Below are 26,708 nucleotides of genomic sequence, written 5' to 3' on the forward strand. Positions count from 1 at the left end.
CACATTTGGTATGTGTCAGTCTGCTGAATTCGTCAGGGCCTGGGACGCTGCTACATAGTCCGCCTGGAACTGCGGCGATTCGATCCACGCCAATGCGGCGGCCTCGTCATCGCTGTCAGTGGCCCATTGCCGATATTCGATCAGCGCGGCCAGGATAAAGTCGGTCGCTTCCTCTTCGCCTTCCTGCTCCAGCACCAGTGCCAGCAGCGGGTGCGCCAGGAATACCGCACACAGCGCCTGCTGGCTGACCTCGCCCGCCGTACGCATTTCCACGAACAGCTCGGTCAAGTCCACCGACTCAAGGTCGATACGGCTGTCGTCGCCTGCGAACGCGTCCGGCTTGGTTGCGACGGCACGCTGGGTGCGGTTTTGCTTGGCCTTGGTTTTTGCCCGCTGGGCGCGTTTTTGCTGCTTGTTTGGCGAGGCCATGGGCGTAACGTCCTTGGGTTTGGGGCAGGTATTGAAGCGCAGGTTGGGAGAAATCCCAAGAAGGTTTGGTCGCTCATCCAACTCGACCGCCAGGCAATAGATGAATAGGCTTGGCCTTTGCAACCTGCCAGAGCGTCTTCATGACCCGCGACACCGTCGAGCACAACCAGATTCCCGTCTACTTTGTTGCCATCCTGCTGGCCGCTCTGTGTGGCGTATTCGCGCCATCATTCGCTCAGGACCTCAGCGTTCTGATCACGCCGGCCATCGCGGTATTGATGTATGCGATGTTCCTGCAAATTCCTTTCCTGGATCTGCGCCGCGGCTGGGGCAGCAAGCGCTTCATGGCGGCGTTGCTGCTGGCCAATTTCATCCTGGTGCCTTTGCTGGTATGGGCGCTGACCCGTGGCCTGCTGGGGCACCCTGCGCTGTTGGTGGGCGCGTTGCTGGTGTTGCTCACGCCGTGTATCGATTACGTGGTGGTGTTTACTCACATCGGTAAAGGCGACTCGCGGTTGGTACTGGCGGCCACGCCGTTACTGCTGCTGATGCAGTTGGCCTTGCTGCCGGTGTACCTGGGTTTGATGCTGGGCACGCAATCCGGGGTGGTGATCGCGGTCGGGCCGTTTATCGAAGCGTTCCTGGGGTTGATCGTGGCGCCGATGTTGCTGGCCACATTGACCCTGTTCTTCGCCCGGCGATCAATGCTGATCGGCCGGTGGAACAGCGCCTGGGCCTGGCTGCCGGTGCCGGCGATGGCGCTCGTGCTGTTTGTGGTGATTGGCTCGCAAATCACATCGGTGATTCGGGACATCGGCGTACTGCTGCCAGTGCTCGCGGTCTACGCAGGCTTCGTGCTGCTGGCACCGCTGATGGGAATGCTGGCCGCGCGGCTGTTTGCGCTGCCGGCGGCCACGGCGCGTGCGGTGACGTTCAGCGCATCCACCCGCAATTCGCTGGTGGTGCTGCCCCTGGCGCTGGCGTTGCCTGAAGGCGTGCGCGGGTTGGCCGCAACGGCGGTCATCCTGCAAACCCTGGTCGAGCTGGTCGCGCAGTTGATCTATATCCGCCTGATCCCGGCCCTGGTGTGGCCCGCCAGCCGCTAACGCGTGAATAATCAGGTTTGTTCAGGCGCTATTCAGGGAGGCGGCCGGCACCATAAGCCCGCGCCTCCCACCTGACAGGTCACCCGATGGATCATCGCAACCGCTTTCGCCTGGAGTCACTGGGCATCTTTCTGATCGCCTTATTGCTGTTCACCTGGGGTATCTGGGACCAGCAGCCCCAAGGCTTTGACGGACGTTGGGCGCTGTTCCTGCAGGAAATGTTTCGCCACGGCGCGAGTCTTTTCCCCACCACCTACGGCCAGCCGTACGCGGATTACCCCGGCACCGCGACCTTCCTCAGCTACGTCTTCGCCCGGTTGTTCGACGCGCCCAACCATCTGGCGAATGTGCTGCCCACCGCGCTGGCTTCGGCCGGCGTGATTGCCTTGATCTATCGCCTGCTGGCGCCGTCCAGCCGGCCTTGGGCATTCCTGACGGTGCTGCTGACATTGCTCACCACCCAGTTGCTCGAAAAGTCGCGCTCGGTGTGCCTGGACCAGATGATCGCGCTGTTGTGCATCGGCACTTTCTACCTGCTGCACAGTGGTGAGCGCCTGGGCTCGCGGTGCAGGCAACTTGCGGTGTTCCCACTGTTTATCCTGGCCTTTGCGATTCGTGGGCCGCTGGGGTTGATCGAGGTGTGTGGCGTTGCTTGCGTGTATTGGGCGCTGGGCCGGCCGGGGGAGCGGGTCAGGCAGGTGTTGATTCACGGCGTTGTCGGGTTGGTGTTGCTGGCGGCGTGCTGGTGGCTATTGATGAAGCTCGCGCGCATCAGTGGTGGCGATGCCTTTGCCAATGAGGTGTTCAAGATGCAGGTCGGCGGACGCCTCGATGAGTCTGGCGAGCCGTTCTACTTTTACTTCCAGCTGAGTCTGTACCGCTACTTCCCGGTGGTGCCATTGGCGCTGGCTACCTTGATTGCGCTGCGTTATCGCTGGGCGCAACGCTGGGCCAACGAGGATGTGCAGTTATTGATACGGCTCGGCGCGTGCGGCCTGATGATTCTGCTCGGCCTGTCCGTGCCGCATTTCAAGCGTGCTTATTACATTCTGCCCATGGTGCCGATGTTTGCCGCCGTCGCGGCTTATGGGCTGCTCCAGGCGCAAGGCTGGCTCGTTGGCGTGCGTCGCGGTTACGAAGGGCTCGTTGTAGCGCTGCCGGCGCTGTGCGTGGTGGTGCTGTTTGTGTGTCGGCATGCCTGGCACAAGCAGGGTTACTGGCCTGACGTGTCCATGCCGCTATTGATCGGCGTGCTGGTGCTTCTGCAGGTGGCGGCGATGTTTGCGTGGTACCGGGCCACACGTTTGGTGTGGCTCAGCGCAATCGCCCTGGCGGCGCAGTGGTTGCTGCTGGTGAGCGTCATTGAGCCGGCCAAGGACCTTCAGTTCGATACCCGCCAGTTTGTCCGCCAGGTGGAAGCGTTGCGGGATGCGCAGCCGGGGCCTCTGGTATTTGTCGACCTGGCCCGGGACACCTGGGCGGTGCGCTACATGATGAACCTGGATCACGATGAGCAGCCGCTGTTCGTCGGGCGTAACGAGCTTGAGAAGCTCGTCACATTGCCCCGGCCATCCTGGGTGATTGTGCCGCGCAAGGACACGGCGCTGTTGAAGGGCTCGCCCGTGGAACCATTGGCGCCGAGCTTTCAGGGGCGATTGAATGACAATCCGTTGATGGTGTTTTTGCTCAGGTAAGAAGCTCTTCAAGCATAGGGATTATCCAAGTGTTCAAGGCCTCATGAGGGCCTGCACTATCTCAAAAACAGCGCTCAGATAAGTGAAAGGCGTCTGAGAAGAATTCCGGCCACCATCAAATCGCAGGCAATAAAAAACCCCAAGGAACATCGTTCCTTGGGGTTTTTCGGTATTTTGGTGCCCAGAGACGGAATCGAACCGCCGACACGGGGATTTTCAATCCCCTGCTCTACCGACTGAGCTATCTGGGCAACGGGGCGCATTAAACGGGTTTTTCAGGGGGTCGTCAAGCAAGTTTTCAAAAAATATTTAATTATTACCGTCGCTTACGTGCCGACCCCGGTTTTTGATCAATTATTGAGCAGGCGGAACGTAACCTTCGGCTTGGGCGTATTCCTCGCCGGAAAAGAACTTGTCCATTTCGCCCTGCAGGTATTTGCGGTCTTCGGCGTTCATCATGTTCAAGCGTTTTTCGTTGATGAGCAGGGTCTGGTGTTTCTGCCAGTCGCCCCAGGCTTTGGCGGAGACGTGGTCGTAGATGTCCTGGCCCTTGGCACCCGGAAAAGGGGCGCGTTCGAGTGCGGGCAGTTCTTCTTTGTACTTGCGGCACATGATGGTGCGGGTCATGACGACTCTCCTGCGTTCAATACGTCAGCCGCGCGCTTCAGCAATTTTTTTACCGGGGCGGCAAGGCCCAGGCGCGGCGGGGTGGCGAGGTTATACCAGAGCCAGTCGGCCTCGGCCACGTGATGGGCGCTTTCCTCGACCTGGACCAGCCAGGGTTCGATGGCCAGCTGGAAATGGCTGAAGGTGTGGATCAGCCCTGGCAGTTCCTGGTGCTTGCCCAATGCCAGTGCGTGCTGGTTGGCCAGATGATCGAGGTCTTCCAGGTCGTCCAGCTCCGGCAGGCTCCATAAACCGCCCCACAGGCCCGTGGACGGGCGACGGTAAAGCAGGATCGCGCCTTCGGCATTGGCCAGCATCGGCATCAGCGTGCGTTTCTGCGGGATGGTCTTGCGTGGCTTGGGGATCGGGTAGCGCGTCTCCAGGCCGAGCATGTGCGCTTCGCAGGCTTTTTCCAGCGGGCACAGCAGGCAGCTGGGTTTGCTGCGGGTACAAAGGGTCGCGCCCATGTCCATCATCGCCTGGGTGTAAGCGTTGACGCGGTCATGGGGCGTGAAGCGCTCTGCGGTGGCCCACAGCTGCTTGGCGACCTTGGGTTCGCCTGGGTAGCCCTCTTGCGCGGTAAAGCGTGCCAGCACGCGTTTTACGTTGCCATCGAGGATCGGCGCGCGCAGGCCCATGCTCAGGCTGGCGATCGCTCCGGCGGTGGACAGGCCGATGCCGGGCAGCTCGGTGAGCTTTTCGACATCCCTGGGAAACTCGCCGCCGTAGTCGGCTACCACGATCTTTGCGGTCTTTTGCAGGTTACGCGCCCGGGTGTAGTAACCCAGGCCGGTCCACAGGTGCAGCACTTCGTCTTCCGGCGCGGCGGCCAGGGCTTCGACCGTTGGCAGGGACGCCATGAACCGGTCGAAGTAATTGAGCACGGTGCTGACCTGAGTCTGTTGCAGCATGATTTCCGACACCCACACCCGGTAAGGCGTGATGCCTTGTTGCCAGGGCAGGTCGTGGCGACCATGGCGGTCGTACCAGTCGAGTACCGCCGCTGAAAACTGCTCGTTTCTCATCGGTTGAACAAGCCTTTCAGTGCGTCTTTGAGCTTTGGATTCACTTTGTCGAGCTTCTCTTCGAGCTTCTCGTTAAGGCGATTGCCCGCCGCCTTGATGGCGACTTGACCAAGCCCGTCTTTGTCCAGGCGGCAGGCCTTGGCGCCCAGTTCCAGCGGGCCACGGCAACGCAGCGGCACTTCGATGCCCTGGAAGTTGGCGCCGACCTGGCAGGCCGGGTCCGGCACGTCGCGCTGATCGCCTTCGACGATGATGCCCACGCGGTAGTCCATGCCCAGCACGCGCAGGTCGACATCGCCATCGCCGTTGAGCGTCAGCCCTGGAATGCGCACCTTCAGGTCAGGGTTGCTGGCCACGCCATTACGGAACGTCAGGTTGCCGCGCAATTCCTGGAAGGGCGTGTCCTTGCCTTGTGGCGTGGTGCTCAGGGTTTTGCGGTTGAGCAGGGCGATACCGGTACACAGTTGCTGCTCGATGTTGGCATTGAGCAACACACCGTTGTTGATCACGACATTGGCGGTGCCGTTGAGGCTGTCGATCAGGGCCTTCTGGCTGTTGCCTCGGCCACTCAGGTTGCTGTCGAGGGTGATCTGGCCTTTGACCGGCGGGGTTTTCCCCTGGGCCTGCAGGATGCGTTCAACGGGCACTTGCTTGATATGACTTTGCAGCGCCAGCAGCGGGATGTCCTGGCGCACGTCGAGGCTGCCGTTGGCCTGGAACGTACCGTTGTAGAGACCGCCGCTGAGGCTGTCGAGCTTGAGCTGGCCGTCGATGCCGGAGGCTTTCAATACTGCATTCTGGATTGGCAACTGGCTCAAGGTCAGTTGACCAAAGGCGAGGTCCGCGTTCACATCCAGGCTGCGCAGGCGGGTCAGCGGCAGCAGTTTGTCGCTGCTCCAGGCGCCCTTGGTCGGTGCTTCCGGTAGCGGAGTGCTACCGCCGGCGGCCATCGCCCCGGCTTCGCTGCTCTGCACTTCGGCCTGGCGTGCGGCGGTGGCGCCTTTGGCGGCTTCGGATTTGGCCGGCAGGTAATTGTCGGCGTTGAAGGTATCGCCCTTGAGTTGAACGCGCAGGGACTGCTTGGCGAAATCATCCACGGCGACGCGACCGGTGAAGGTGCTGCCGTCGAGCTTCAGGTTCAGGTCTTCCAGCGCAACGCTAGTCGGCGTGCCCTGGACGCGGCTGACCAGTTCGACTTTGCTCAGGCTGCCCGGCGCCATGGCTGGCAACGGGTGGCCGACGCTCTCGAGAAACTTCGCCAGGTCGAACTGGGCGACCGACAACGCGCCGCTGACTTGCGGGGTTTTGTCCAGGTCATTGACCCGCAGTTCGCCGAGGGCGCGCAATTGGTTGGCCGAGAGTTTCAGGTTGGTCCATTCGGCAAAGTTGGCCGCCAGGTCCACCAGCACTTGACCCTGGGTGGAGAAGGTCAGGGTCTTGCCTTGCAGCGGCTCGCCGGTAGCTTCTCCACTCAGGCGCATGTCTTCGAACTGGTAGCGCTTGAGGGCGCGTTGGATGCGCAGATTGCCGTTCAGCTCGGTCTTGAGCCGCATGACCGGTTGGTTGCTGCCCAGGAACGCGGTGAGTTTCAGCGGAATGTTGGCGCCTTCGTGGATCGCGCCGGCACTGAGCTGGATGCTTTCGGCGCTGAACTGCTTGCCGGTCTGTTCATCGTTGTATTCAACGCGGGCGTTGTTGATGGTCAGGCTGTCGATGTCCAGGCGGATCGGCTGCGGCGGTTTTTCCGGCTTGGTTTCGGCCACCGGCTCGACTGGCGCGGGAGCGGGAGTGCCCGTGGGTTCATCGGGCAGGTTCTTGCCGATGTCTTCCCAGTTGCCGTGGCCGTTCTTGTCGCGGTTGAGGCGCAGGTTCAGGCCTTCGACGCGCACATCGCTCATCTGCACTTCGCGGCGCAGCAGCGGCAGCACGCGTACCGACAGGCCGAGCATCTGCAGGTCGGCGAATGGTTGGGTCGGGTTGGTCAGGGTCGCCACCCCGGCCTCGTGCAGCTCCAGGCCCAGCCAGGGGAACAGGCTCCAGCCGATGTCGCCATTGAGCGTCAGCTCGATGTGGGCCTTGTCGCGGGCAATCTGGCGAATTTCTTCTTTGTAGTCGTTGGGATCGAAGAGATGGGTCAGGGCAAAGCCGAGAGCCACAATGATCAGCAACAGCCCGAGAAATACCAGACCCAGGATTTTGCCGAACGCTTTCATGGGCGAGTCCTTGTATGTCGATTTCAAAATTTAGCCGCAGAGTATAACGCCCGACGGCCTGCATCAGTTCGTGGATCGTTACATTGTATCTACGACCGCCGAAACAAGATTCTGGCGTCAAAAAAAACCGATTTGCTGAAAAAAGTGATGTCACTTTGGTTTTTCTCTGGTCCGCAAGTGCTAATCTCTGCGCGTTCGTCCGCCTTCTGCGACGTATCGTCGCGCCAAAATGGAGTTTCACCCAAAAAAACGGTCACGCTTTGCGTGCAAGGCCGAGGGGGAGAGCGCCTGACGGACGCATACCAATAACTGGGGGAAACACCAATGAGCACTAGCACTGCGGCCGATATCAACGCCGCACCGCCTGCGTTCCTGTCCAAGGAACGCATTATCGCCAAGCCCGGCTTCAACCGCTGGCTGGTTCCGCCGGCCGCCCTGGCCATTCACCTGTGCATCGGCATGGCCTACGGTTTCTCGGTGTTCTGGTTGCCGCTGTCGAAGGCGCTGGGTATCACCGCACCGGTCGCCTGCGCGCCGGACATGGGCTTCATCGCCCAAGTCTTTTCGTCCCAATGCGACTGGCCCATCTCCATGCTGGGCTGGATCTACACCCTGTTCTTCATCTTCCTGGGCTGCTCGGCAGCAATCTGGGGCGGCTGGCTGGAACACGCCGGGCCACGCAAGGCCGGTGTCGTGTCGGCACTGTGCTGGTGTGGTGGCCTGCTGATCTCGGCCTTGGGTATCTATACCCACCAGATCTGGCTGATGTGGATCGGCTCCGGGGTCATTGGCGGTATCGGCCTGGGCCTGGGCTATATCTCGCCGGTATCGACCCTGATCAAGTGGTTTCCGGACAAGCGCGGCATGGCTACCGGCATGGCGATCATGGGTTTCGGTGGAGGCGCGATGGTCGGCGCACCGCTGGCCGCAGCACTGATGGGCCATTTCGCTTCGCCCACCAGCGTGGGCGTATGGCAGAGCTTTTTGGTGATGGCTGCGATTTACTTCGTGTTCATGATCGGCGGCGCACTCTCGTATCGCGTGCCGCCGACCGGCTGGAAGCCTGAGGGCTGGACCGCGCCGGCGAAAAAAGCCAGCAACGCGATGATCACTCACCGTCATGTACATGTGAACGTGGCGTGGAAAACCCCGCAATTTCGTCTGGTATGGCTGGTGCTGTGCCTGAACGTGTCGGCCGGTATCGGCATCCTCGGCATGGCGTCGCCTCTGTTGCAGGAAGTGTTCGGCGGCAAGCTGCTGGGTGTGGATGTGCCGTTTGGTCAGCTGGATGCCGGGCAACTGGCGTCGATTGCAGCCATCGCGGCAGGCTTCACCGGGTTGTTGAGCCTGTTCAACATCGGTGGCCGGTTCTTCTGGGCGTCGTTCTCCGACTACCTGGGCCGTAAAAATACCTACTTCGTGTTCTTCGCCCTGGGCTTTGCCCTGTACGCGCTGATCCCGAACCTGGGGCACCTGGGCAACGTGGCGCTGTTCGTGGCGGCGTTCTGCATCATCCTGTCGATGTACGGCGGTGGTTTTGCGACGGTGCCGGCTTACCTGGCGGACCTGTTCGGTACGCAAATGGTCGGCGCGATCCATGGCCGCCTGCTGACCGCCTGGGCTGCGGCCGGCGTGCTGGGCCCGGTGTTGGTGAACTACCTGCGTGAATATCAGCTGAGCATCGGCGTGGAACGCGCTGCGGCCTACGACATCACCTTGTACATCCTCGCCGGCCTCCTGGTGCTGGGCTTTATCTGCAACCTGCTGGTGCGTCCGGTCGCCGACAAGTACTTCATGACCGACGCGGAACTTGCCGCCGAACAGGCGCTGGGCCATGACAAAGGTGCTGATGCCAGCACTTCCCTGGAGTGGAAAGCGGCTCCCGGCACCGTGCCCATGGCGATCGCCGCCTGGCTGGTGGTGGGCATTCCGCTGGCGTGGGGTGTGTGGGTGACCCTGCAGAAGACGGCCGTGTTGTTCCACTAACACTGCAAAACCTTTGTGCCTGATCGTTCCCGCGCTCCGCGTGGGAATGCATCCCGTGACGCTCCGCGTTACCAGCGCGCAGGCTCTGAGTCTTGCACCCGTTGGCGGGACGCGGAGCGTCCCAGGCGGCATTCCCACGCAGAGCGTGGGAATGATCTTCGCGCACCATGCTGGGGCGCTTTGATCAACTCGTCAGTCTTATCCCCTCCGATGTTTCTGTTTAGCGCCCGCGCCCCTATAATGGCTGCCTTTTTCGCCCAATGATTTGCGGAGCTGGTGATGGTCGAACGTATGGCGTCCGTCGAGCGCGACACTCTGGAAACCCAGATCAAAGCCTCGATCAACCTGGATGGCACCGGAAAGGCCCGATTTGATATCGGTGTCCCTTTTCTTGAGCACATGCTGGACCAGATCGCCCGTCACGGGCTGATCGACCTGGATATCGTCAGCAAGGGCGACTTGCATATCGACGACCACCACACGGTGGAAGACGTAGGCATCACCCTCGGCCAGGCATTTGCCAAGGCCATCGGCGACAAAAAAGGCATTCGTCGCTACGGCCACGCCTATGTCCCGCTGGATGAAGCGCTGTCGCGCGTAGTCATCGACTTCTCCGGCCGCCCAGGCCTGCAGATGCACGTGCCCTACACCCGCGCCACCGTGGGCGGCTTCGATGTCGACCTGTTCCAGGAATTCTTCCAGGGTTTCGTCAACCACGCACTCGTCAGCCTGCACATCGACAACCTGCGCGGCACCAACACCCACCACCAGATCGAAACCGTATTCAAGGCCTTCGGCCGCGCGCTGCGCATGGCCGTCGAGCTCGATGACCGCATGGCCGGGCAAATGCCGTCGACCAAGGGCGTTTTGTAATGCAGACGGTCGCGGTTATCGATTACGGCATGGGTAACCTGCACTCGGTGGCCAAGGCCCTCGAGCACGTAGGGGCCGGCAAGGTGCTGATCACCAGCGATGCCAGCGTGATTCGCGAAGCCGACCGCGTGGTGTTCCCAGGCGTGGGCGCGATTCGCGACTGCATGGCCGAGATCCGTCGTCTGGGCTTTGACAGCCTGGTGCGTGAAGTCAGCCAGGACCGCCCGTTCCTCGGCATCTGCGTGGGCATGCAAGCCTTGCTCGACAGCAGTGAAGAGAACGATGGCGTTGACTGCATCGGCCTGTTCCCAGGCCAGGTCAAGTTCTTTGGCAAGGACCTGCATGAAGACGGCGCCCACCTGAAAGTCCCGCACATGGGCTGGAACGAAGTGCGCCAGAGCATGGATCACCCGCTGTGGCACGAAGTGCCGGACATGGCGCGCTTCTACTTCGTGCACAGCTACTACATCGCCGCCGGTAAACCCGAGCAGGTGGTGGGTGGCGGGCACTACGGCGTCGACTTCGCCGCCGCGCTGGCCGACGGTTCGCGCTTTGCCGTGCAGTTCCACCCGGAGAAGAGCCATACCCATGGCCTGCAGTTGCTGCAGAACTTTGCCGCGTGGGACGGTCGCTGGTAAATGGCCAAGAAGCCCAAGCCGCCGATCTTGAACCTCACGCCCGAGCAGGAGCGTGAGGCTACCGACAAGATCAAGCGTTTCATGGAGGACCGCTTCGAGCTCAAGCTGGGCTCGTTCGAGGTCGCCGAGATTCTTGAGCTGTTCACCACCGAAGTGGCGCCGCACTATTACAACAGGGCGATTTTCGATACGCAGACGCTCCTTAAAGAAAGGTTCGAAAGCATCGAAAGCGACTTGTGGTCGCTTGAGAAACCCTGATTTCCCAAGCATTGCTGAATATCGAATAAGGTTTGCCAGATGCTGATTATCCCCGCTATCGATCTCAAGGACGGCGCCTGCGTACGTCTGCGCCAAGGCCGCATGGAAGATTCCACCGTGTTCTCCGATGACCCGGTGAGCATGGCTGCCAAATGGGTGGAAGGGGGCTGCCGTCGTCTGCATCTGGTGGACTTGAACGGCGCCTTCGAAGGCCAGCCGGTCAATGGCGAGGTGGTTACTGCCATCGCCAAGCGCTACCCGAACCTGCCGATCCAGATCGGCGGCGGCATCCGTTCCCTGGAAACCATCGAGCACTACGTCAAGGCCGGCGTGAGCTACGTGATCATCGGCACCAAGGCCGTGAAAGACCCGGCCTTCGTTGCCGAAGCCTGCCGCGCCTTCCCAGGCAAAGTGATCGTGGGCCTGGACGCCAAAGACGGCTTCGTCGCCACCGACGGCTGGGCTGAGATCAGTACTGTGCAAGTGATCGACCTGGCCAGGCAGTTCGAAGCCGACGGCGTGTCCGCTATCGTTTATACCGACATCGCCAAAGACGGCATGATGCAGGGCTGCAACGTGCCGTTCACCGCAGCGCTGGCGGCGGCGACGAAGATTCCGGTGATTGCGTCCGGTGGTATCCACAACCTGGGCGATATCAAGTCGCTGCTGGACGCCAAGGCGCCTGGCATCATCGGCGCCATCACCGGCCGCGCGATCTACGAAGGTACCCTGGACGTTGCCGAAGCCCAGGCTTACTGCGACGCCTACAACGGCTGAGGACTGACCATGGCGCTGGCCAAACGCATCATCCCTTGCCTGGACGTCGACAACGGTCGCGTGGTCAAGGGCGTCAAGTTCGAGAACATCCGGGATGCCGGCGACCCGGTGGAAATCGCCCGTCGCTACGATGAGCAAGGTGCCGACGAAATTACCTTTCTCGATATCACCGCCAGCGTCGACGGCCGCGACACCACCTTGCACACTGTCGAGCGCATGGCCAGCCAGGTGTTTATCCCGCTGACCGTGGGCGGCGGCGTGCGCACCGTGCAGGACATCCGCAACCTGCTCAATGCCGGCGCGGACAAGGTCTCGATCAACACGGCGGCGGTGTTCAACCCGGAGTTCGTCGGCGAGGCCGCGCAGCACTTCGGTTCGCAGTGCATCGTGGTTGCCATCGACGCCAAGAAAGTCTCCGGCCCTGGCGAAACCCCGCGCTGGGAGATCTTCACCCATGGCGGGCGCAAGCCCACCGGCCTGGACGCGGTGGAATGGGCGATGAAAATGGAAGGCCTGGGCGCCGGTGAAATCCTGCTGACCAGCATGGACCAGGACGGCATGAAAAACGGCTTCGACCTGGGCGTGACGCGCGCCATCAGCGACGCGCTGGGCATCCCGGTAATCGCCTCCGGCGGGGTCGGCAACCTGCAGCACCTGGCCGATGGCGTCATCGAAGGCCACGCCAGCGCGGTGCTGGCGGCGAGTATTTTCCACTTCGGCGAATACACGGTCCCCGAGGCCAAGGCGTACATGGCCGCGCGCGGTATCGTCGTTCGCTAAACGCTGGACACCATGGCAGGCTCGCGGCACTCTCTGCGCTTGCCATGGATTCCGGTAGCCTTCATGTTCAAACACCTGCTGCTCGCCCTCGCCAGTTCCTCCATGCTCATGGTGGCTACGGCACACGCCGAAGAATCGTCCGACGCCTCCCTGGTGTTACTGACGGAAAATTTCCCGCCCTACAACATGGCGAAGAACGGCAAGAATTTCGCCAAGGACGAGAACATCGAAGGCATCGCCGTGGACATCGTGCGGGAAACCTTCAAGCGCGCCGGCATTTCCTACAATCTCACGTTGCGGTTTCCTTGGGAGCGAATCTACAAACTCGCCCTGGAAAAGCCTGGCTATGGCGTATTCGTCATGGCGCGTTTGCCGGACCGTGAAGCGCTGTTCAAATGGGTCGGCCCCATTGGCCCGGACGACTGGGTGCTGCTGGCCAAGGCTGACAGCAAGATCCAGCTCGACGGCCTTGAGCAGGCGCGCCGCTACAGGATTGGCGCCTACAAGGGCGATGCCATTGCCCAGAGCCTGGACAAGCAGGGGCTCAAGCCGATTGTCGCCTTGCGTGACCAGGATAATGCGCAAAAGCTCATGGAGGGCCAGATAGACCTGTGGGCCACCGGCGATCCTGCTGGCCGTTACCTGGCGCGGCAGGTGGGGGTAACCGGGCTCAAGACGGTGTTGCGGTTCAACAGTGCGCAGCTCTACCTTGCGTTGAACAAGGATGTGCCGGATGAGGTGGTTGCCAAGCTCCAGGCGGCGCTGGATGAATTACGCAAGAGCGGTCGAGTAGACGAAATCATGGCGCAATACCTCTAAAGGTTGCAGGTTCCCATGCGGCGCAAGGGAATCAGCAGAATAAACGCGGTCAAAAATGTGGGAGGGGGCTTGCTCCCGATGGCGGAGTGTCAGTCAATACATTAGGGGCTGGCCCACCGCATCGGGAGCAAGCCCCCTCCCACATTGGATCTTCGCAGCCTTCATTTAGCGGTAAATGCCGTCTTTGCCGTGCCCGGCCATCGCCCGGTTACTGCGCACACTGATCATCAATTTGATATCAATCCACTCCACGCCCTGGGCCTTGAGCTTGGGCAGCTCACGCTCCAGTACCGCCAGCGTTTGCGGATAAGGATGCCCGATCATCACCGCCGAACCCTGCTTGTGTGCCAGCTTGATTGCGGTTTGCAACTGCGTGGTAATCGCCGCCTCGGTGCGTTCGTCATCCAGGAACACATCCCGCGAAACATGCGCCAAACCAATCTTCTGCGCCTCAGCCGCAGCCACCGTTTGTGCGCTGGTACGGCTGTCCACAAAGAACTTGTGGCGCCGCTGCAGCTCGCCCATCAACCACGCCATCGCTGCCGGCTGCGCGGTCATGCGGCTGCCCATATGGTTATTGATGCCGGCGGTGTAGGGCACGGCCGCGAATGCGGCGTCCAGGCGCTTGCCCAGCTCTTCGATCGACAGCTCAGGGTGCCAGGCGAACGGCCCGGTGGCCGGGTCCATGGGCATGTGCAGGATGACAATCTTGCCGGCCTTGTGGGCTTCACGGGCGAATTCGGCGGCGTGGGGGGTATCGGGCATGATCGCGGTGGTGACCGGCCCAGGCAGGGCCAGCACGCGACGATCCCTGGGCAGGTTTTGCCCAAGGTCGTCGATGATCAGGGTCAGGTAGGCCTTGTGCGGTTCGCCGGCCGGCGTCGCTTGGGCGAATCCGGCCAGGCTGCACAGCACCGCGATAATCAGTGCAACACGCATATCAACGGCTGCGCGTGATGCTCAGGCCCTTGAGCAGGCTCAGCGCCTGGGCCAACTGGTAGTCGTCGTCCTGCGGCATCGGCTTGGCTTTGGCGCCGCTGCCGGTCGGCTGGTCGGCCCCGCCGTTGCCATTGCCCAGGTGGCCTTGCAGATCGGCTTCCTTGTAGTACTCGCTGTCGATCTCGTTGGTGATCTTGGCCCTGCGCACTTCGATGTCTGGCACGATGCCCTGGGCCTGGATCGAGCGACCATTGGGCGTGTAGTACAGCGCCGTGGTGATCTTCAGCGCACGCTCGTTATTGAGCGGCAGCACCGTTTGTACCGAACCTTTACCGAAGCTGGTGGTGCCCATCAGCACGCCGCGCTTCTGGTCTTGCAGGGCGCCGGCGACGATCTCCGATGCCGAGGCGCTGCCGCCGTTGATCAGCACGGCCAGCGGCACGTTCTCGCTGAGGTCGTTGCCGGTGGCCGAGAAGCGCAGCTCGGAATTGGCGATACGGCCCTTGGTGTAAACGATCAGGCCCTTGGTGATGAAGTGATCGACCACTTCCACCGCCGACTGCAACACGCCGCCTGGGTTGTTGCGCAGGTCGAGCACGATGCCGTTGAGCTTCTTGCCGTTGTCCTTGCGCAGCTTGGCCAGGGCCTTGGCCACTTCGTCGCCGGTCTTGACCTGGAACTGGGTGATGCGGATGTAACCGTAGCCCGACTCCAGCAACTGGCTCTTCACGCTCTTGACCGTGATGGTCGCGCGGGCCAGCGTCACGTCGAACGGGTTGCCGCCGTCGCGCACCAGGGTCAAGGTGATTTTCTGGCCGAGCTTGCCGCGCATCTTGTCGACGGCTTCGGTCATGGATTGGCCGCGGGTCGGCTGACCGTTGATCTTGACGATCAGGTCGCCGGCCTGGATGCCGGCCTTGGACGCGGGGGTGTCGTCGATGGGCGAGACCACTTTGATCTGGCCGTCTTCGGAGCCCACTTCGATGCCCAGGCCGCCGAACTCACCGCTGGTGCTTTCCTGCAGTTCGGCAAAGTCTTCCGGGCCCAGGTAGGCGGAATGCGGGTCGAGGTTGCTGAGCATGCCCTTGATGGCATTTTCCAGCAGGGTCTTGTCGTCTACGGGTTCGACATAGGCTGCCTTGATCCGGTCCATGACCTCGGCAAAGGTACGCAGCTCGTCCAGCGGCAACGGCGCCTTGGTGGTCGCGGCCATAGCGGCGGGCGCAGCCGGTGCGGCCTGGTCGGCGAAAGCCAGAGGCGCGCCGATCACCAGGGCGATCGTCAGGGCCAGCGAAGTGAGGCGGGACAAATGCAGCATGTCGAACGAGCTCCTAATGTAGATGCGACCCTATCCTTGGGATCGGCACCATTGTGCGGGATCGCTCGGGCGACCCTGCTGACGAATAGCGAAGTACAGCGCCGGCGTGTCCTGGCCACCACTGTTACCGACAGTGGAGATGGATTCACCGGCTTTTACCACATCACCTGCCGACTTGAGTAACGTCTGATTGTGGCCATAAAGGCTCAAATAGCCATTACCGTGGTCAAGAATCACCAGCAAACCGGCCCCGCGCAGCCAATCGGCAAACACCACGCGCCCGCCGTGGACGGCGTGGACCTGGCTGCCGGCAGAGGCGCTGATCATCACCCCATCCCACTTGGCGCGGGTGTCATCGCCACGGGTTTCCCCAAAGCGTGCCAGTAGTCGACCATCAACGGGCCATGGAAGTTTTCCGCGAGCTGAAGCAAAAGGCCCGCCGAACGACTCGCCGCTGCTGGAAACCAATGGGCCAGGCGCTGCATGTGCCGGTTTGCGTGGAGCCGGCGCATCGGTAGTGGCTGCCAGTTCGGCCTCACGCTGGCGCTTTTTTTCGGCTTCCTGCTGCGCGATCAACGCCTTTTGCCGCGCTTCTTCGGCCTCGCGCGCCTGGCGCGCCAGGGTTTCTTCGATAGTCTTGAGCACTTTGGCCAAATCAGCCTGATCTTGCTCGCGCGCTTGCAGCTTGGCGTCGCGGGCTTTTACATCGTCGTTGAGCTTGGCCAGGGCTTGCTGGCGTTCCTTGCGGACTTTATCGAGCTCGTTGCGCTGGGTGTCGAGTGCGGTTTTCTGGTCGAGCAGCTGTGCCTGCTGGTCATTGATCTCCTGCTCGACATTGGCCAACTGGCGCAGGGTTTCGTTGAAGCTCTTCAATTGCGCCAGGCGTGCCTGGCTCACGTAATCGTAATAGGTGAGGGTGCGGGCGAATTTTTCCGGGTTCTGCTGGTTGAGCAGCAGCTTGAGGTATTCCTGGCGGCCGCTCTGGTAGGCGGCGCGGGCCTGGATCGCGATCAGGCGTTGCTGCTCAACGCGTGCGCTCTGGAGTTTTTTTTTCTCAGCGTCGAGTCGCTCCAGTTCCGACTCGCTCTTCTTTAATTCTTTTTGCAGCTCCTGGACCTGCTTCTCCAGCTTGCCCATTTCGGTTTCCGTGCCGCGCAGGTCTTTCTGCACGCCGGATTTTTCTTCCTGGAGCTTGCCGAGCAGTTTTTTCAGCTCGGTAATGTCCTGACGCGTAGCGTCCAACTGTTGTTGGGTTTGTGCGCGCTCATCGGCAAACGCCGGTTGGAGCAGGCAGACAAGAGCGAGGGTAATCAAGGCGCGAAGCATAGAGGCGGGCGACACCAGGGGAAAGGGACGGCCTAGTATGCCCGCCAAGCGCTGCAAAAAAAACGCCCAATTGGGGCTGGCGGGCAAGATAGGTGCCGAGTGGCGGTGGTATGGCAAAAAGATATCTAGCAAACAATGCAGATCCAATGTGGGAGGGGGCTTGCCCCCGATTGCGGTAGCTCAGTCACATAAGTGTCGACTGGCACACCGCTATCGGGAGCAAGCCCCCTCCCACATTGTTATGCGTTGCTGTTTAGATCAGACCAAGATCGAGGTCCCGGTCATCTCTTTCGGCTTCTCCAGCCCCATCAACATCAGCATGGTCGGCGCCACATCCGCCAGTACGCCACCGTTGCGCACTTTGAAATCGCGCTTGCCGACGTAGATGAACGGCACCGGTTCGGTGGTGTGGGCCGTATGGGCCTGGCCGGTGGATTCATCGGACATCTGCTCGCAGTTGCCGTGGTCCGCCGTGATCAGCGCTTCGCCACCGACCTTGTCCAGGGCATCGACGATGCGACCGACACACAGGTCCAGGCATTCCACGGCCTTGACCGCTGCTTCCAGGTTGCCGCTATGACCGACCATGTCGCCGTTGGCGTAGTTGACCACGATCACGTCGTAACGCTGATGCTCGATGGCGTCGACGATCTTGTCGGTGACTTCCGGCGCACTCATTTCTGGCTGCAGGTCGTAGGTGGCGACTTTGGGCGACGGGATCAGGATGCGCTCTTCGCCGGGGAACGGTTCTTCACGCCCGCCGGAGAAGAAGAAGGTCACGTGGGCATATTTTTCGGTTTCTGCGATGCGCAGTTGCGTCTTGCCGTTTTTTGCCAGGTAGTCGCCCAGCACGTTTTCCAGGCTGCCCGGAGCGAACGCCGAAGGGGCCGGGATATTGGCAGCGTATTGGGTCAGCATGACGAACTCGACCTTCGGCTGGCGCGCGCGCTCGAAGTCTTTGAAGCCGTCGTCGACAAACACATGGCTCAGCTCACGGGCACGGTCGGCGCGGAAGTTCATGAACACCATGGCGTCGCCGTCTTCGACCTTCACCGGCTCGCCGATGGTGGTGGCCTTGACGAATTCATCGCTCTCGCCACGCGCGTAGGCGGCTTCCAGGCCTTGCTGGGCGGTAGGGGCGTTGAATTCGGCCTGGCCGTCGACGATCAGGTTGTAGGCTTGGGCTACGCGGTCCCAGCGGTTGTCGCGGTCCATGGCGAAGTAGCGGCCCACGATGCTGGCGATACGGCCCTTGCCCAGGGCGGCGAAGGTGGTGTCGAGCAGTTCGATGGACGACTGCGCGCTTTTGGGCGGGGTATCGCGGCCATCGAGGAAGGCGTGCAGGTAGATTTTGTCGGCGCCGCGCTTGAAGGCCAGTTCGGCCATGGCCACCAGGTGGTCCTGATGGCTGTGCACGCCGCCATCGGACAGCAGGCCCATGAAGTGCACGGCCTTGCCGGCGGCGACGGCTTTATCCACCGCAGCGCAGATGGTCGGGTTCTCGAAGAACTCGCCATCGCGGATCGCTTTGGTCACACGGGTGAAGTCCTGATAGACCACTCGTCCGGCGCCGAGATTCATGTGGCCGACTTCCGAGTTGCCCATTTGACCGTCCGGCAGGCCCACGTCCATGCCGGAACCGGAGATCAGGCCGTTGGGTACGGTGGCGGTGAGGCGGTCCAGCACGGGCTTGTTCGCTGCGTACACAGCGTTGTCGTGGTGGCTTTCACTGTGTCCGAAGCCATCGAGAATAATCAGGACCAAAGGTTTAGGCGTGGTAGTCATAGATCCTCTCGCGGCGGTAATAAAGGAAGACAATGGAAAAGGGAGTGGCAGTTTAAAGCGAAGTTCCAACCGCGTCACCGCTTTACGGGGGTTGGCCGCCCCTGGCGGCTGTGTATACTTACCGCCATTTTAACGCCCTGGAACCTCCTTGATGGTTGATCACCTGATTGCATTTGCCACTGCCCACTATCTGCTCGTGGGTGCCTTCGTCATCCTGCTGGCGCTGCTGATCGCTCACGAATTGAGCCGTGGTGGCCGCAGCCTGAGCACGTCGGAGCTGACCGCGCTGGTCAACAAGGATGAAGCGGTTGTCGTGGATATCCGCCCGGCCAAGGATTTCGCCGCCGGCCATATCGTCGGTGCCCTGAACATTCCCCAGGACAAGCTGATGGCGCGCCTGGGCGAGCTGGAAAAGCACAAGGCCAAGACCATCATCCTGGTCGACGCCCAGGGCCAGCATTCCGGCACTCACGCGCGTGAAATGCTCAAGGCCGGCTTCACCGCCGCCAAACTGTCCGGCGGTATCGGCAGCTGGAAGGCCGATAACCTGCCGCTGGTGAAGTGATATGAGCCAGGTTGTCGTGTATTCCAGCGATTATTGCCCTTATTGCGTGCGAGCCAAGGCTTTACTGGGTAAGAAGGGCGTTGCCTTCGAAGAGATAAAAGTCGATGGCAAGCCCCAGGTGCGCGCCGAAATGGCCCAGAAGGCAGGGCGCACGTCGGTCCCGCAGATCTGGATCGGCACCCGGCACATCGGTGGCTGCGACGACCTGTTTGCCCTTGAGCGCGCCGGTAAACTTGATGCGCTGCTGTCCGCCTAACCCCTAAAAGCCCCAAGATAGAGAAGGATCTGCGATGACTGATCAACAGAACACCGAAGCAGCAGAAGCCCAAGGCCCACAGTTTTCGCTGCAGCGCATCTATGTGCGTGACCTGTCGTTCGAAGCGCCGAAAAGCCCGGCCATCTTCCGCCAGGAGTGGACCCCAAGCGTTGCGCTGGACCTGAACACCCGTCAAAAAGCCCTGGAAGGTGACTTCCACGAAGTCGTGCTGACCCTGTCGGTCACCGTCAAGAACGGCGAAGAAGTGGCCTTCATCGCTGAAGTGCAACAGGCCGGTATTTTCCTGATCCAGGGCCTGGACGAAGCGTCCATGAGCCACACTCTGGGCGCGTTCTGCCCGAATATCCTGTTCCCGTACGCCCGTGAGACCCTGGACAGTCTGGTCACCCGTGGCTCGTTCCCGGCGCTGATGCTGGCACCGGTGAACTTCGATGCCCTGTACGCCCAAGAGCTGCAGCGCATGCAACAGGAAGGTTCGTCGACGGTTCAATAAGTCGATGCGGTAAAAAATGTGGGAGGGGGCTTGCCCCCGATGGCGGTGGGTCAGCTACAGATATGCTGGCTGAAATACCGCTATCGGGGGCAAGCCCCCTCCCACATTTGCTATGCGGTGTTACTTGAAGCCGAGTTGGCGCCAGCCTTCATAGACCGCCACGGCGACGGTGTTCGACAGGTTCAGGCTGCGGCAGCCTTCGCGCATCGGCAAGCGCAGGCGATGGCCGTCGGGCAGGGCGTCGAGCACTTCGGCCGGCAGGCCCCGGCTCTCGGGGCCGAACAGAAACGCGTCACCCTCGGCGAAGCTGGCATCATGAAACGGCCGCGAGCCCTTGGTGGTGAACGCGAACAAGCGCGGGTGGCCCAGGCTTTCCAGGCAGCTTGCCAGGTCGGCGTGGCGCTTGAGGGTAGCGTACTCGTGGTAATCCAGCCCGGCGCGGCGCAGGCGTTTGTCGTCCATGTCGAAGCCCAGCGGCTCGATCAAATGCAGGTGGCAGCCACTGTTGGCGCACAGCCTGATAACGTTGCCGGTATTCGGCGGAATTTCTGGTTGAAAAAGGATGACGTGAAACATGCACGGCTCCGAAGGTAAAGATGCGCTGCATTCTACCCCCGAAGACGACCCGAGGCCGAAGCTATTGCCGCGGGTGCTCGGCTCACTGGCGATTGTCGGCTTGATGATTGGCTTGATGATCGGTCGCTTGACCACTGCGGACCCGGTCGAGCTGCAGCAAGTGGAACCTGCGGCGGACGGTTTGGTGGTGTGGTTCAACAGCGAACCCAAGCTGCACGGCGAGCATATCGACGGCACCGTGGCGCTGCTGTTCGACGCACAGGGCAATGCCGCCAGTGGGCAACTCAAGGTCAATGACAAGGATGTGAACTGGCGCGTACGCAAGACCGACGGCGGCTTGCTGCTGAACCTGGTGGCGGCTCGACCATTACGCGGGGAGTGGAAGGGCGAAGAGGTCGATGACCGCTGGCGGCTGGAGATCCATCTCCACGAGCAATAAAAGAGGGAGTTCCCGGCCTGCCTGTACCAGGGCTCCCAAAACGGGGTGAAGCCTAGGGCTTCGGTGTTAAAGAGGGGATTCTCGGCCTGCCTGTACCAAGGTCCCCGAAACTGGGTAGTACAAGGGGTATTGCAGGGGGCGTGCCAGAGTTTGCAAATTGCCTCGTAAAAACTTGCAAGAAAGCGCAAAGCCCCGGAATTCGGGGCTTTGGTGGTTTCAGCTGTGGAGAGTTTTTCAGTCGTAGCAATCTTTCGGGTGCCAGCTCCATGCCCGATGCCGGTTCATGGTGCATTGAATCGGTGCATGACTATGAGCCTTGTGAAGATCCAAATGTGGGAGGGGGCTTGCTCCCGATAGCGGTAGATCAGACACAGATGTTGTGACTGAACCACTGCTATCGGGAGCAAGCCCCCTCCCACATTGGATCCTCGGTGGATCAGAGAGCGGCGATCAGCCCTCGTCACCTTCGTCGTCATCCCCGCCGTCGACCTTCATCCCCAGCTCCTTGATCTTGCGCGTCAGGGTATTACGCCCCCAACCCAGCAGCACGGCGGCATCGCGACGGCGGCCAGCGGTGTGCTTGAGTGCGGTCTCGATCATGATCCGCTCGAACGCCGGCACGGCGCTGTCCAGCAGGTTCGACTGGCCGCGTGCCAGGGCCTGGTCGGCCCATTGGCGCAGTGCCTGTTCCCAGTTGGTGACCGGTGCCGAATCCTGCGGCAGGCTCAGCAGTTCCGGCGGCAGGTCGCTGATATGCACTTCGCGCCCGGACGCCATCACCGTGATCCAGCGGCAGGTGTTCTCCAGCTGGCGTACGTTGCCGGGCCATGGCAGGTTCTTCAGGTATTCCTCGGTCTCGCTCTTGAGCAGCTTCGGCTCGACGGCCAGCTCCTGGGCGGCGCGGCTGAGGAAGTGGCGGGCGAGGGTGGGGATGTCTTCGCGGCGGTCCGACATGCGCGGGATGTGGATACGGATCACGTTGAGGCGATGGAACAAGTCCTCGCGGAATTTGCCGGCGTGGACCAGGGTTTCCAGGTTCTGGTGGGTCGCCGCGATGATGCGTACATCGACCTTGACCGGCGTATGCCCGCCGACGCGATAGAACTCACCATCGGCCAGCACCCGCAGCAGGCGGGTCTGGGTATCGGCTGGCATGTCGCCGATTTCATCGAGGAACAGAGTGCCGCCGTCCGCTTGCTCAAAGCGCCCGCGCCGCAGGTTGGCAGCGCCGGTGAACGCGCCTTTTTCATGGCCGAACAGCTCGGACTCCATCAAGTCTTTCGGGATAGCCGCCATATTCAACGCGATAAACGGCGACGCCGCCCGAGGGCTGTGACGATGCAGCGCGTGGGCGACCAGCTCTTTACCGGTACCCGACTCGCCGTTGATCAGCACGGTGATGTTGGAGTGGCTCAAGCGCCCGATGGCGCGAAACACTTCCTGCATCGCCGGCGCTTCACCGATGATTTCCGGTGTGCGCGTCAGGGCCGGCGGAGCTTCCTGGTTCTGCTGTTCTTGGGCGTGCTGGTTGGCGCGCTTGACCAGCGCCACCGCCTCATCCACGTCGAAAGGCTTGGGCAGGTATTCGAAGGCGCCGCCCTGATACGACGCGACAGCGCTGTCCAGGTCCGAGTGCGCCGTCATGATGATCACCGGCAGGCGCGGGTGCTGTTCGCGAATCCGCGCCAGCAGGTCCAGGCCGCTGGCGCCGGGCATGCGGATATCGGAGATGATCACATCCGGCTGCTGGCGAGCCAGGCGGCTCATCACGCCGTCGGCGCTGTCGAAGCTCTGGGTGGTCATGCCTTCCTGTTGCAAGGCTTTCTCCAGGACCCAGCGGATAGAACGGTCGTCATCGACGATCCAGACAGTTTCACTACGGCTCATGTCGTGGGGGCTCCTTGTTCCAATGGCAGGAAGATCGAGAACGTGGTGTGGCCGGGATGGCTCTCACATTCGATCAGGCCCTGATGCTGGCTGATGATGTTCTGGGTAATGGCCAGGCCCAGCCCGGTACCGTCCGGGCGGCCACTGACCATGGGGAAGAAGATGGTTTCCTGCAATTCCGCAGGAATGCCCGGGCCGTTGTCGATGATTTCGACCTTGGTCACCAGGCGATGGCGCACATGGCCGATGGTGAACTGGCGCAGGGCGCGGGTGCGCAGGCTGATGCGGCCCAGGCGCAGCTCGTTCTGGCTGCTGATGGCCTGCATGGCGTTGCGCACGATGTTGAGCACCGCTTGGATCATCTGCTCGCGGTCGATCAAGACATCGGGGATGCTGGGGTCATAGTCGCGCACCAGGGTGATGCAGCCCTGGCTTTCGGCCTCGACCAGTTGGCAGACGCGCTCCAGCACTTCGTGCACGTTGGTCATCGCCAGCGACGGCAGCTTGTTGGAGCCGAGCATGCGGTCCACCAGGTTGCGCAGGCGGTCGGCCTCTTCGATGATGACGTTGGTGTAGTCCTTGAGATGCTCCTCCGGCAGCTCGCGGGCCAGCAACTGCGCCGCGCCACGAATGCCGCCCAGCGGGTTCTTGATCTCGTGGGCCAGGCCGCGCACCAGCATCTTGCTGGTTTCCTGCTTGGACAGCTGCGCCTCCTCCTTGGTGATGCGCAGCAGGCGGTCGCGGGGGTGCACTTCGAGCAGCAGCAGCGTCGCGCCATTGCTCAGGATCGGCGTCACCGCGTAGTCGACAGTCAGCGTCTGCCCGGTCAGGGCGGTGAGCATCGCTTCGCGCTTGGTGAACGGGTGTGCCTGCTCCACGGCCTGGCGCAACGAGCTCAAGGCCTCGGCCGACTCGGTGAACAATTCGCTGATGAACTGCCCATGGCTGCGCTGGCCGCTGATGGCCAGTAGCATCTCCGCCGCCGGGTTCATGTACTCAAGGCGCAGGTCGGCATTGAGCAGGATGGTCGCAGTGGTCAGGTTGTCGAGTAGCAAACGGTGCAGTGCATCACTGATGGTCATCAGGACCTCTTTTGGAGCAAGGCGCAGGCTTGAGGCACACGCTGATACAAGGAAAATGCAAAAACCAAACCAAGGCTCCGAAAAGAAGCGTTAAAGCCCTGAAATAAGGGGTTCAGGCGCGAAACTGTGGCGCTCTGCCAGCTTGTTCGGGAAGAATCGAACCAAAATGGGCTGGGTCGCTGGGATGGGTGCAACCTATCGCACCAATATAGTGCGGTTTGAGAAAGTCTGTTCAGGAAGCTGAATGCACCCAAATCCAATGTGGGAGGGGGCTTGCTCCCGATAGCGGTGTATCAGCTGTTAAATATGCTGACTGACACTCTGCTATCGGGAGCAAGCCCCCTCCCACAGTTGTGATTGGGTTTGCAGGCGTTAACCTTTGTAGACGCACAGCTCCGCTGTGGCGCGAATCATCGCCAGTTGGCGCAGCGGATCATTCAGCGGCTCATGCACCGCCTCGGCAAGCCATTGCGGGCATTGAGGGTCTGTGCGCAGGGGCGTGAAGTCGGCCAACTGCTGCAGCAGGCGTTTTTGCAGCTCATCCAATCGCGGGCGAATCTGCTTGACCAGGTCCGGACGCGGATCGTCGGGGGCCTTGCCCTGGAATTGCCAGTCGGACAAGTGGGTGTACTGCACCAGTTTGTTTGCCTCGATCTGCGCCGAGAAAAATTGCTCGGCGGCGGCGGGGTCCAGTTTGTAGCTCGGTGCTTGGGCGACGACGCTGGCGATCACTTCCTGCTCGCGCTTTTTATCTTCCACGGGTTTATGGCTGTCCCATTTGCTCAAGGCTACCTGGTCGGCTATTTCCAGGCGCTCGGCGATGCTGTTGAGCAGCGGCTCGAGGGTAGGCGGTGCGGCGCAAGCGCCGGCACTGACGAACATCAAGGCAAATACGAATCGAGATTTCAAAGGCGATCCCCTGTAGGAGCGAGCTTGCTCGCGAAGGTCGTTAACGATAGCGCGTAAATGTTGAAGAAATGAGGTGTCTTTGCGTTTTTCGCGAGCAAGCTCGCTCCTACAAAAAATTGCGCAAAAAAAGACCTCCCGAAGGAGGCCTTTTGCCATCACGCTAAGTCAAGCAGCGCTACCGGATCAGCAGCTGTAGTACAGCTCGTATTCCAGTGGGTGTACGAAGGTACGAACCTTGATTTCTTCTTCGCTTTTCAGCTCGATGTAGGCATCGATGAAGTCGTCGCTGAATACGCCGCCTTTGGTCAGGAACGCACGGCCCTTGTCCAGTTCTTCCAGGGCTTCTTTCAGGCTGCCGCACACTTGTGGGATCTCTTTGGCCTCTTCAGGCGGCAGGTCGTACAAGTTTTTGTCGGCGGCGTCGCCAGGGTGGATCTTGTTCTGGATGCCGTCCAGGCCAGCCATGACCAGGGCTGCGAAAGCCAGGTATGGGTTGGCTGCCGGGTCCGGGAAGCGGGCTTCGATACGACGAGCGCGCGGGCTGGACACGTAAGGGATACGGATAGAGGCGGAACGGTTACGTGCCGAGTAGGCCAGCATCACCGGCGCTTCGAAGCCTGGAACCAGACGCTTGTAGGAGTTGGTCGACGGGTTGGTGAAGCCGTTCAGGGCCTTACCGTGCTTGATGATACCGCCGATGAAGTACAGGGCGGTGTCGGACAGGCCAGCATAACCTTCGCCGGCGAAGGTGTTCTTGCCTTCTTTGGCGATGGACAAGTGAACGTGCATACCCGAACCGTTATCGCCGTACAGCGGCTTAGGCATGAAGGTAGCGGTACGGCCGTAGGCATCAGCCACGTTGTGTACGCAGTACTTCAGGGTCTGGACTTCGTCAGCCTTGGCGACCAGGGTGTTGAACTTCACACCGATTTCGTTCTGGCCGGCAGTCGCCACTTCGTGGTGGTGAACTTCGATGACCAGGCCCATTTCTTCCATGGCGTTGCACATGGAGGTACGGATTTCGTGGTCGTGGTCGAACGGCGGAACCGGGAAGTAGCCACCTTTGATGCCTGGACGGTGGCCTTTGTTGCCGCCTTCCACGTCCTGGTCGGACATCCACGAGCCTTGTTCGGAGTAGATCTTGAACATGGAGCCGGAGATGTCGGACTTGAACTTGACCGAATCGAAGATGAAGAATTCTGGCTCCGGGCCTACGAATACGGTGTCGCCGATACCGGTCGACTTCAGGTATTCCTCGGCACGCTTGGCGATCGCACGTGGGTCGCGGTCGTAGCCTTGCATGGTCGAAGGCTCGATCACGTCGCAGACGATGATCAGGGTTGGGTCTTCGGTGAACGGGTCGAGGACGGCAGTGCTGTCGTCCGGCATCAGGATCATGTCGGAGGCTTCGATGCCTTTCCAGCCAGCGATGGAGGAACCGTCGAACATCTTGCCTTCTTCGAAGAAAGCATCATCCAGCGCGTCGCGAGCCGGCATGGTCACGTGGTGCTGAGTACCTTTGGTGTCCGTGAAGCGCAGATCAATCCATTTAACGTCATGATCTTTGATGAGTTGAACCGACTTCGACATGGTGTCCTCCGGGTGGCTTCGGGCTAGGGTAGTGGAGTTAGCCCTTAGAATTTGGGTGATGCCGGCGCGGATACTCCGCCAAGGCAACCTGCCTCACAAGAGAGCAAATTGCATGCCAGTGCGCCAACATGGTCTTTTTGCTTCAAAATGGCCCCTATAACGGTGCAATCGGCCAAAGCGCGGTAAATAGCGCACTGCAATGTAGCGCTAACGGGCGAAAATGACCCGTTTTGGTGCGTGGCGAATGCGCTGCATATT

At 61.1% G+C, this 26,708-nt stretch carries 26 protein-coding genes and 1 tRNA gene; 13 read left to right on the forward strand and 14 right to left on the reverse strand.

Annotated elements, in window-relative coordinates; genetic code table 11:
* Positions 1 to 15: 15 nt before the first annotated feature.
* On the reverse strand, positions 16 to 429 hold the full coding sequence (locus C4J85_RS01595; protein ID WP_124408848.1) for a hypothetical protein: 414 nt from the start codon (positions 427 to 429) through the stop codon (positions 16 to 18).
* A gap of 140 nt (positions 430 to 569) precedes the next feature.
* Here C4J85_RS01595 and C4J85_RS01600 point away from each other — a divergent pair, with 140 nt between their 5' ends.
* Complete coding sequence (locus C4J85_RS01600) at positions 570 to 1,535, forward strand: arsenic resistance protein (protein WP_124408849.1); 966 nt, start codon at positions 570 to 572, stop codon at positions 1,533 to 1,535.
* 86 nt (positions 1,536 to 1,621) lie between these two features.
* Positions 1,622 to 3,229, forward strand: coding sequence for a glycosyltransferase family 39 protein (locus C4J85_RS01605; RefSeq protein WP_124408850.1), 1,608 nt, complete (start codon positions 1,622 to 1,624; stop codon positions 3,227 to 3,229).
* A 175-nt stretch (positions 3,230 to 3,404) separates the two neighbouring features.
* Here C4J85_RS01605 and C4J85_RS01610 read toward each other — a convergent pair.
* The 4 genes from C4J85_RS01610 to C4J85_RS01625 form a co-directional block, all read right to left on the reverse strand.
* Positions 3,405 to 3,480, reverse strand: a tRNA-Phe gene (locus C4J85_RS01610).
* 103 nt (positions 3,481 to 3,583) lie between these two features.
* Positions 3,584 to 3,856: an oxidative damage protection protein gene (locus C4J85_RS01615; protein WP_124360851.1), complete on the reverse strand. Its 273-nt coding sequence runs from the start codon at positions 3,854 to 3,856 to the stop codon at positions 3,584 to 3,586.
* A complete protein-coding gene (gene mutY, locus C4J85_RS01620; RefSeq protein ID WP_124406048.1) occupies positions 3,853 to 4,920 on the reverse strand; it encodes an A/G-specific adenine glycosylase in 1,068 nt (355 codons plus the stop codon). The genes C4J85_RS01615 and mutY overlap by 4 nt, the downstream gene beginning before the upstream one ends.
* Positions 4,917 to 7,133 (reverse strand): AsmA family protein, encoded by a 2,217-nt coding sequence (locus C4J85_RS01625; protein ID WP_124408851.1) that lies wholly within the window; start codon positions 7,131 to 7,133, stop codon positions 4,917 to 4,919. The genes mutY and C4J85_RS01625 overlap by 4 nt, the downstream gene beginning before the upstream one ends.
* Before the next feature lie 324 nt (positions 7,134 to 7,457).
* Between C4J85_RS01625 and C4J85_RS01630 the strand changes: the two genes are divergently transcribed.
* From C4J85_RS01630 to C4J85_RS01660, 7 genes are all read left to right on the forward strand, one after another.
* Positions 7,458 to 9,119: an OFA family MFS transporter gene (locus tag C4J85_RS01630; protein ID WP_124365484.1), complete on the forward strand. Its 1,662-nt coding sequence runs from the start codon at positions 7,458 to 7,460 to the stop codon at positions 9,117 to 9,119.
* A 279-nt stretch (positions 9,120 to 9,398) separates the two neighbouring features.
* On the forward strand, positions 9,399 to 9,992 hold the full coding sequence (hisB, locus tag C4J85_RS01635; RefSeq protein WP_003237513.1) for an imidazoleglycerol-phosphate dehydratase HisB: 594 nt from the start codon (positions 9,399 to 9,401) through the stop codon (positions 9,990 to 9,992).
* Positions 9,992 to 10,630 carry an imidazole glycerol phosphate synthase subunit HisH gene (hisH, locus tag C4J85_RS01640; RefSeq protein ID WP_124402789.1) on the forward strand — a complete coding sequence of 213 codons (639 nt, stop codon included), beginning with the start codon at positions 9,992 to 9,994 and terminating at the stop codon, positions 10,628 to 10,630. The genes hisB and hisH overlap by 1 nt, the downstream gene beginning before the upstream one ends.
* On the forward strand, positions 10,631 to 10,888 hold the full coding sequence (locus C4J85_RS01645; protein WP_005783916.1) for a DUF2164 domain-containing protein: 258 nt from the start codon (positions 10,631 to 10,633) through the stop codon (positions 10,886 to 10,888).
* 39 nt (positions 10,889 to 10,927) lie between these two features.
* The gene (gene hisA, locus C4J85_RS01650) at positions 10,928 to 11,665 is read left to right on the forward strand and encodes a 1-(5-phosphoribosyl)-5-[(5-phosphoribosylamino)methylideneamino]imidazole-4-carboxamide isomerase (protein ID WP_016972250.1); all 738 of its coding nucleotides are present in this window, start codon (positions 10,928 to 10,930) and stop codon (positions 11,663 to 11,665) included.
* 9 nt (positions 11,666 to 11,674) lie between these two features.
* Complete coding sequence (gene hisF, locus C4J85_RS01655; RefSeq protein ID WP_003171107.1) at positions 11,675 to 12,445, forward strand: imidazole glycerol phosphate synthase subunit HisF; 771 nt, start codon at positions 11,675 to 11,677, stop codon at positions 12,443 to 12,445.
* A 63-nt stretch (positions 12,446 to 12,508) separates the two neighbouring features.
* Complete coding sequence (locus tag C4J85_RS01660; protein WP_124406051.1) at positions 12,509 to 13,264, forward strand: ABC transporter substrate-binding protein; 756 nt, start codon at positions 12,509 to 12,511, stop codon at positions 13,262 to 13,264.
* 165 nt (positions 13,265 to 13,429) lie between these two features.
* Here C4J85_RS01660 and C4J85_RS01665 read toward each other — a convergent pair whose 3' ends face one another.
* The 4 genes from C4J85_RS01665 to gpmI form a co-directional block, all read right to left on the reverse strand.
* Positions 13,430 to 14,203 (reverse strand): divergent polysaccharide deacetylase family protein, encoded by a 774-nt coding sequence (locus C4J85_RS01665; RefSeq protein WP_124408852.1) that lies wholly within the window; start codon positions 14,201 to 14,203, stop codon positions 13,430 to 13,432.
* A 1-nt stretch (position 14,204) separates the two neighbouring features.
* Complete coding sequence (locus C4J85_RS01670; protein WP_124365488.1) at positions 14,205 to 15,521, reverse strand: S41 family peptidase; 1,317 nt, start codon at positions 15,519 to 15,521, stop codon at positions 14,205 to 14,207.
* 30 nt (positions 15,522 to 15,551) lie between these two features.
* Positions 15,552 to 16,847 carry a murein hydrolase activator EnvC gene (locus C4J85_RS01675; RefSeq protein WP_124365489.1) on the reverse strand — a complete coding sequence of 432 codons (1,296 nt, stop codon included), beginning with the start codon at positions 16,845 to 16,847 and terminating at the stop codon, positions 15,552 to 15,554.
* Positions 16,848 to 17,105: 258 nt separating this feature from the next.
* Positions 17,106 to 18,632 carry a 2,3-bisphosphoglycerate-independent phosphoglycerate mutase gene (gene gpmI, locus C4J85_RS01680; protein ID WP_124360861.1) on the reverse strand — a complete coding sequence of 509 codons (1,527 nt, stop codon included), beginning with the start codon at positions 18,630 to 18,632 and terminating at the stop codon, positions 17,106 to 17,108.
* Between the two features lie 151 nt (positions 18,633 to 18,783).
* Here gpmI and C4J85_RS01685 point away from each other — a divergent pair, with 151 nt between their 5' ends.
* From C4J85_RS01685 to secB, 3 genes are read left to right on the forward strand one after another with little or no spacing between them, the layout of a single operon-like run.
* Complete coding sequence (locus tag C4J85_RS01685; RefSeq protein ID WP_124360862.1) at positions 18,784 to 19,197, forward strand: rhodanese-like domain-containing protein; 414 nt, start codon at positions 18,784 to 18,786, stop codon at positions 19,195 to 19,197.
* A gap of 1 nt (position 19,198) precedes the next feature.
* A complete protein-coding gene (grxC, locus tag C4J85_RS01690; protein WP_124365491.1) occupies positions 19,199 to 19,453 on the forward strand; it encodes a glutaredoxin 3 in 255 nt (84 codons plus the stop codon).
* Positions 19,454 to 19,487: 34 nt separating this feature from the next.
* Entirely contained in the window at positions 19,488 to 19,967 is a 480-nt protein-coding gene (secB, locus tag C4J85_RS01695; protein ID WP_012721755.1) for a protein-export chaperone SecB, read from the forward strand.
* Positions 19,968 to 20,087: 120 nt separating this feature from the next.
* Here secB and C4J85_RS01700 read toward each other — a convergent pair whose 3' ends face one another.
* A complete protein-coding gene (locus C4J85_RS01700) occupies positions 20,088 to 20,543 on the reverse strand; it encodes a tRNA (cytidine(34)-2'-O)-methyltransferase (RefSeq protein ID WP_003171120.1) in 456 nt (151 codons plus the stop codon).
* Here C4J85_RS01700 and C4J85_RS01705 point away from each other — a divergent pair.
* Positions 20,542 to 20,982: a hypothetical protein gene (locus C4J85_RS01705; RefSeq protein WP_124406054.1), complete on the forward strand. Its 441-nt coding sequence runs from the start codon at positions 20,542 to 20,544 to the stop codon at positions 20,980 to 20,982. The two genes, C4J85_RS01700 and C4J85_RS01705, sit on opposite strands and share 2 nt — an antisense overlap.
* 450 nt (positions 20,983 to 21,432) lie before the next feature.
* On the opposite strand, the gene ntrC is transcribed toward C4J85_RS01705, so the two are convergent.
* The 4 genes from ntrC to glnA all read right to left on the reverse strand — a co-directional run bounded on the left by ntrC (position 21,433) and on the right by glnA (position 26,450).
* Complete coding sequence (ntrC, locus tag C4J85_RS01715; protein WP_003218003.1) at positions 21,433 to 22,869, reverse strand: nitrogen regulation protein NR(I); 1,437 nt, start codon at positions 22,867 to 22,869, stop codon at positions 21,433 to 21,435.
* Positions 22,866 to 23,951, reverse strand: coding sequence for a nitrogen regulation protein NR(II) (glnL, locus tag C4J85_RS01720; RefSeq protein WP_005783937.1), 1,086 nt, complete (start codon positions 23,949 to 23,951; stop codon positions 22,866 to 22,868). Before glnL ends, ntrC begins: the two co-directional genes overlap by 4 nt.
* A 372-nt stretch (positions 23,952 to 24,323) precedes the next feature.
* Positions 24,324 to 24,860: a chorismate mutase gene (locus tag C4J85_RS01725; RefSeq protein ID WP_124365494.1), complete on the reverse strand. Its 537-nt coding sequence runs from the start codon at positions 24,858 to 24,860 to the stop codon at positions 24,324 to 24,326.
* 183 nt (positions 24,861 to 25,043) lie between these two features.
* A complete protein-coding gene (gene glnA / locus C4J85_RS01730) occupies positions 25,044 to 26,450 on the reverse strand; it encodes a glutamate--ammonia ligase (RefSeq protein ID WP_124360867.1) in 1,407 nt (468 codons plus the stop codon).
* Positions 26,451 to 26,708 lie beyond the last annotated feature (258 nt).

The organism is Pseudomonas sp. R4-34-07 (assembly GCF_003852375.1).
Taxonomy (GTDB): domain Bacteria; phylum Pseudomonadota; class Gammaproteobacteria; order Pseudomonadales; family Pseudomonadaceae; genus Aquipseudomonas.

Bases quoted from the DNA above. Each gene is read 5' to 3' on its own strand.
- C4J85_RS01595 (WP_124408848.1), bottom strand. From the start codon at position 429: ATGGCCTCGCCAAACAAGCAGCAAAAACGCGCCCAGCGGGCAAAAACC.
- C4J85_RS01600 (WP_124408849.1), top strand. From the start codon at position 570: ATGACCCGCGACACCGTCGAGCACAACCAGATTCCCGTCTACTTTGTT.
- C4J85_RS01605 (WP_124408850.1), top strand. From the start codon at position 1,622: ATGGATCATCGCAACCGCTTTCGCCTGGAGTCACTGGGCATCTTTCTG.
- C4J85_RS01615 (WP_124360851.1), bottom strand. From the start codon at position 3,856: ATGACCCGCACCATCATGTGCCGCAAGTACAAAGAAGAACTGCCCGCA.
- mutY (WP_124406048.1), bottom strand. From the start codon at position 4,920: ATGAGAAACGAGCAGTTTTCAGCGGCGGTACTCGACTGGTACGACCGC.
- C4J85_RS01625 (WP_124408851.1), bottom strand. From the start codon at position 7,133: ATGAAAGCGTTCGGCAAAATCCTGGGTCTGGTATTTCTCGGGCTGTTG.
- C4J85_RS01630 (WP_124365484.1), top strand. From the start codon at position 7,458: ATGAGCACTAGCACTGCGGCCGATATCAACGCCGCACCGCCTGCGTTC.
- hisB (WP_003237513.1), top strand. From the start codon at position 9,399: ATGGTCGAACGTATGGCGTCCGTCGAGCGCGACACTCTGGAAACCCAG.
- hisH (WP_124402789.1), top strand. From the start codon at position 9,992: ATGCAGACGGTCGCGGTTATCGATTACGGCATGGGTAACCTGCACTCG.
- C4J85_RS01645 (WP_005783916.1), top strand. From the start codon at position 10,631: ATGGCCAAGAAGCCCAAGCCGCCGATCTTGAACCTCACGCCCGAGCAG.
- hisA (WP_016972250.1), top strand. From the start codon at position 10,928: ATGCTGATTATCCCCGCTATCGATCTCAAGGACGGCGCCTGCGTACGT.
- hisF (WP_003171107.1), top strand. From the start codon at position 11,675: ATGGCGCTGGCCAAACGCATCATCCCTTGCCTGGACGTCGACAACGGT.
- C4J85_RS01660 (WP_124406051.1), top strand. From the start codon at position 12,509: ATGTTCAAACACCTGCTGCTCGCCCTCGCCAGTTCCTCCATGCTCATG.
- C4J85_RS01665 (WP_124408852.1), bottom strand. From the start codon at position 14,203: ATGCGTGTTGCACTGATTATCGCGGTGCTGTGCAGCCTGGCCGGATTC.
- C4J85_RS01670 (WP_124365488.1), bottom strand. From the start codon at position 15,521: ATGCTGCATTTGTCCCGCCTCACTTCGCTGGCCCTGACGATCGCCCTG.
- C4J85_RS01675 (WP_124365489.1), bottom strand. From the start codon at position 16,847: ATGCTTCGCGCCTTGATTACCCTCGCTCTTGTCTGCCTGCTCCAACCG.
- gpmI (WP_124360861.1), bottom strand. From the start codon at position 18,632: ATGACTACCACGCCTAAACCTTTGGTCCTGATTATTCTCGATGGCTTC.
- C4J85_RS01685 (WP_124360862.1), top strand. From the start codon at position 18,784: ATGGTTGATCACCTGATTGCATTTGCCACTGCCCACTATCTGCTCGTG.
- grxC (WP_124365491.1), top strand. From the start codon at position 19,199: ATGAGCCAGGTTGTCGTGTATTCCAGCGATTATTGCCCTTATTGCGTG.
- secB (WP_012721755.1), top strand. From the start codon at position 19,488: ATGACTGATCAACAGAACACCGAAGCAGCAGAAGCCCAAGGCCCACAG.
- C4J85_RS01705 (WP_124406054.1), top strand. From the start codon at position 20,542: ATGCACGGCTCCGAAGGTAAAGATGCGCTGCATTCTACCCCCGAAGAC.
- C4J85_RS01700 (WP_003171120.1), bottom strand. From the start codon at position 20,543: ATGTTTCACGTCATCCTTTTTCAACCAGAAATTCCGCCGAATACCGGC.
- ntrC (WP_003218003.1), bottom strand. From the start codon at position 22,869: ATGAGCCGTAGTGAAACTGTCTGGATCGTCGATGACGACCGTTCTATC.
- glnL (WP_005783937.1), bottom strand. From the start codon at position 23,951: ATGACCATCAGTGATGCACTGCACCGTTTGCTACTCGACAACCTGACC.
- glnA (WP_124360867.1), bottom strand. From the start codon at position 26,450: ATGTCGAAGTCGGTTCAACTCATCAAAGATCATGACGTTAAATGGATT.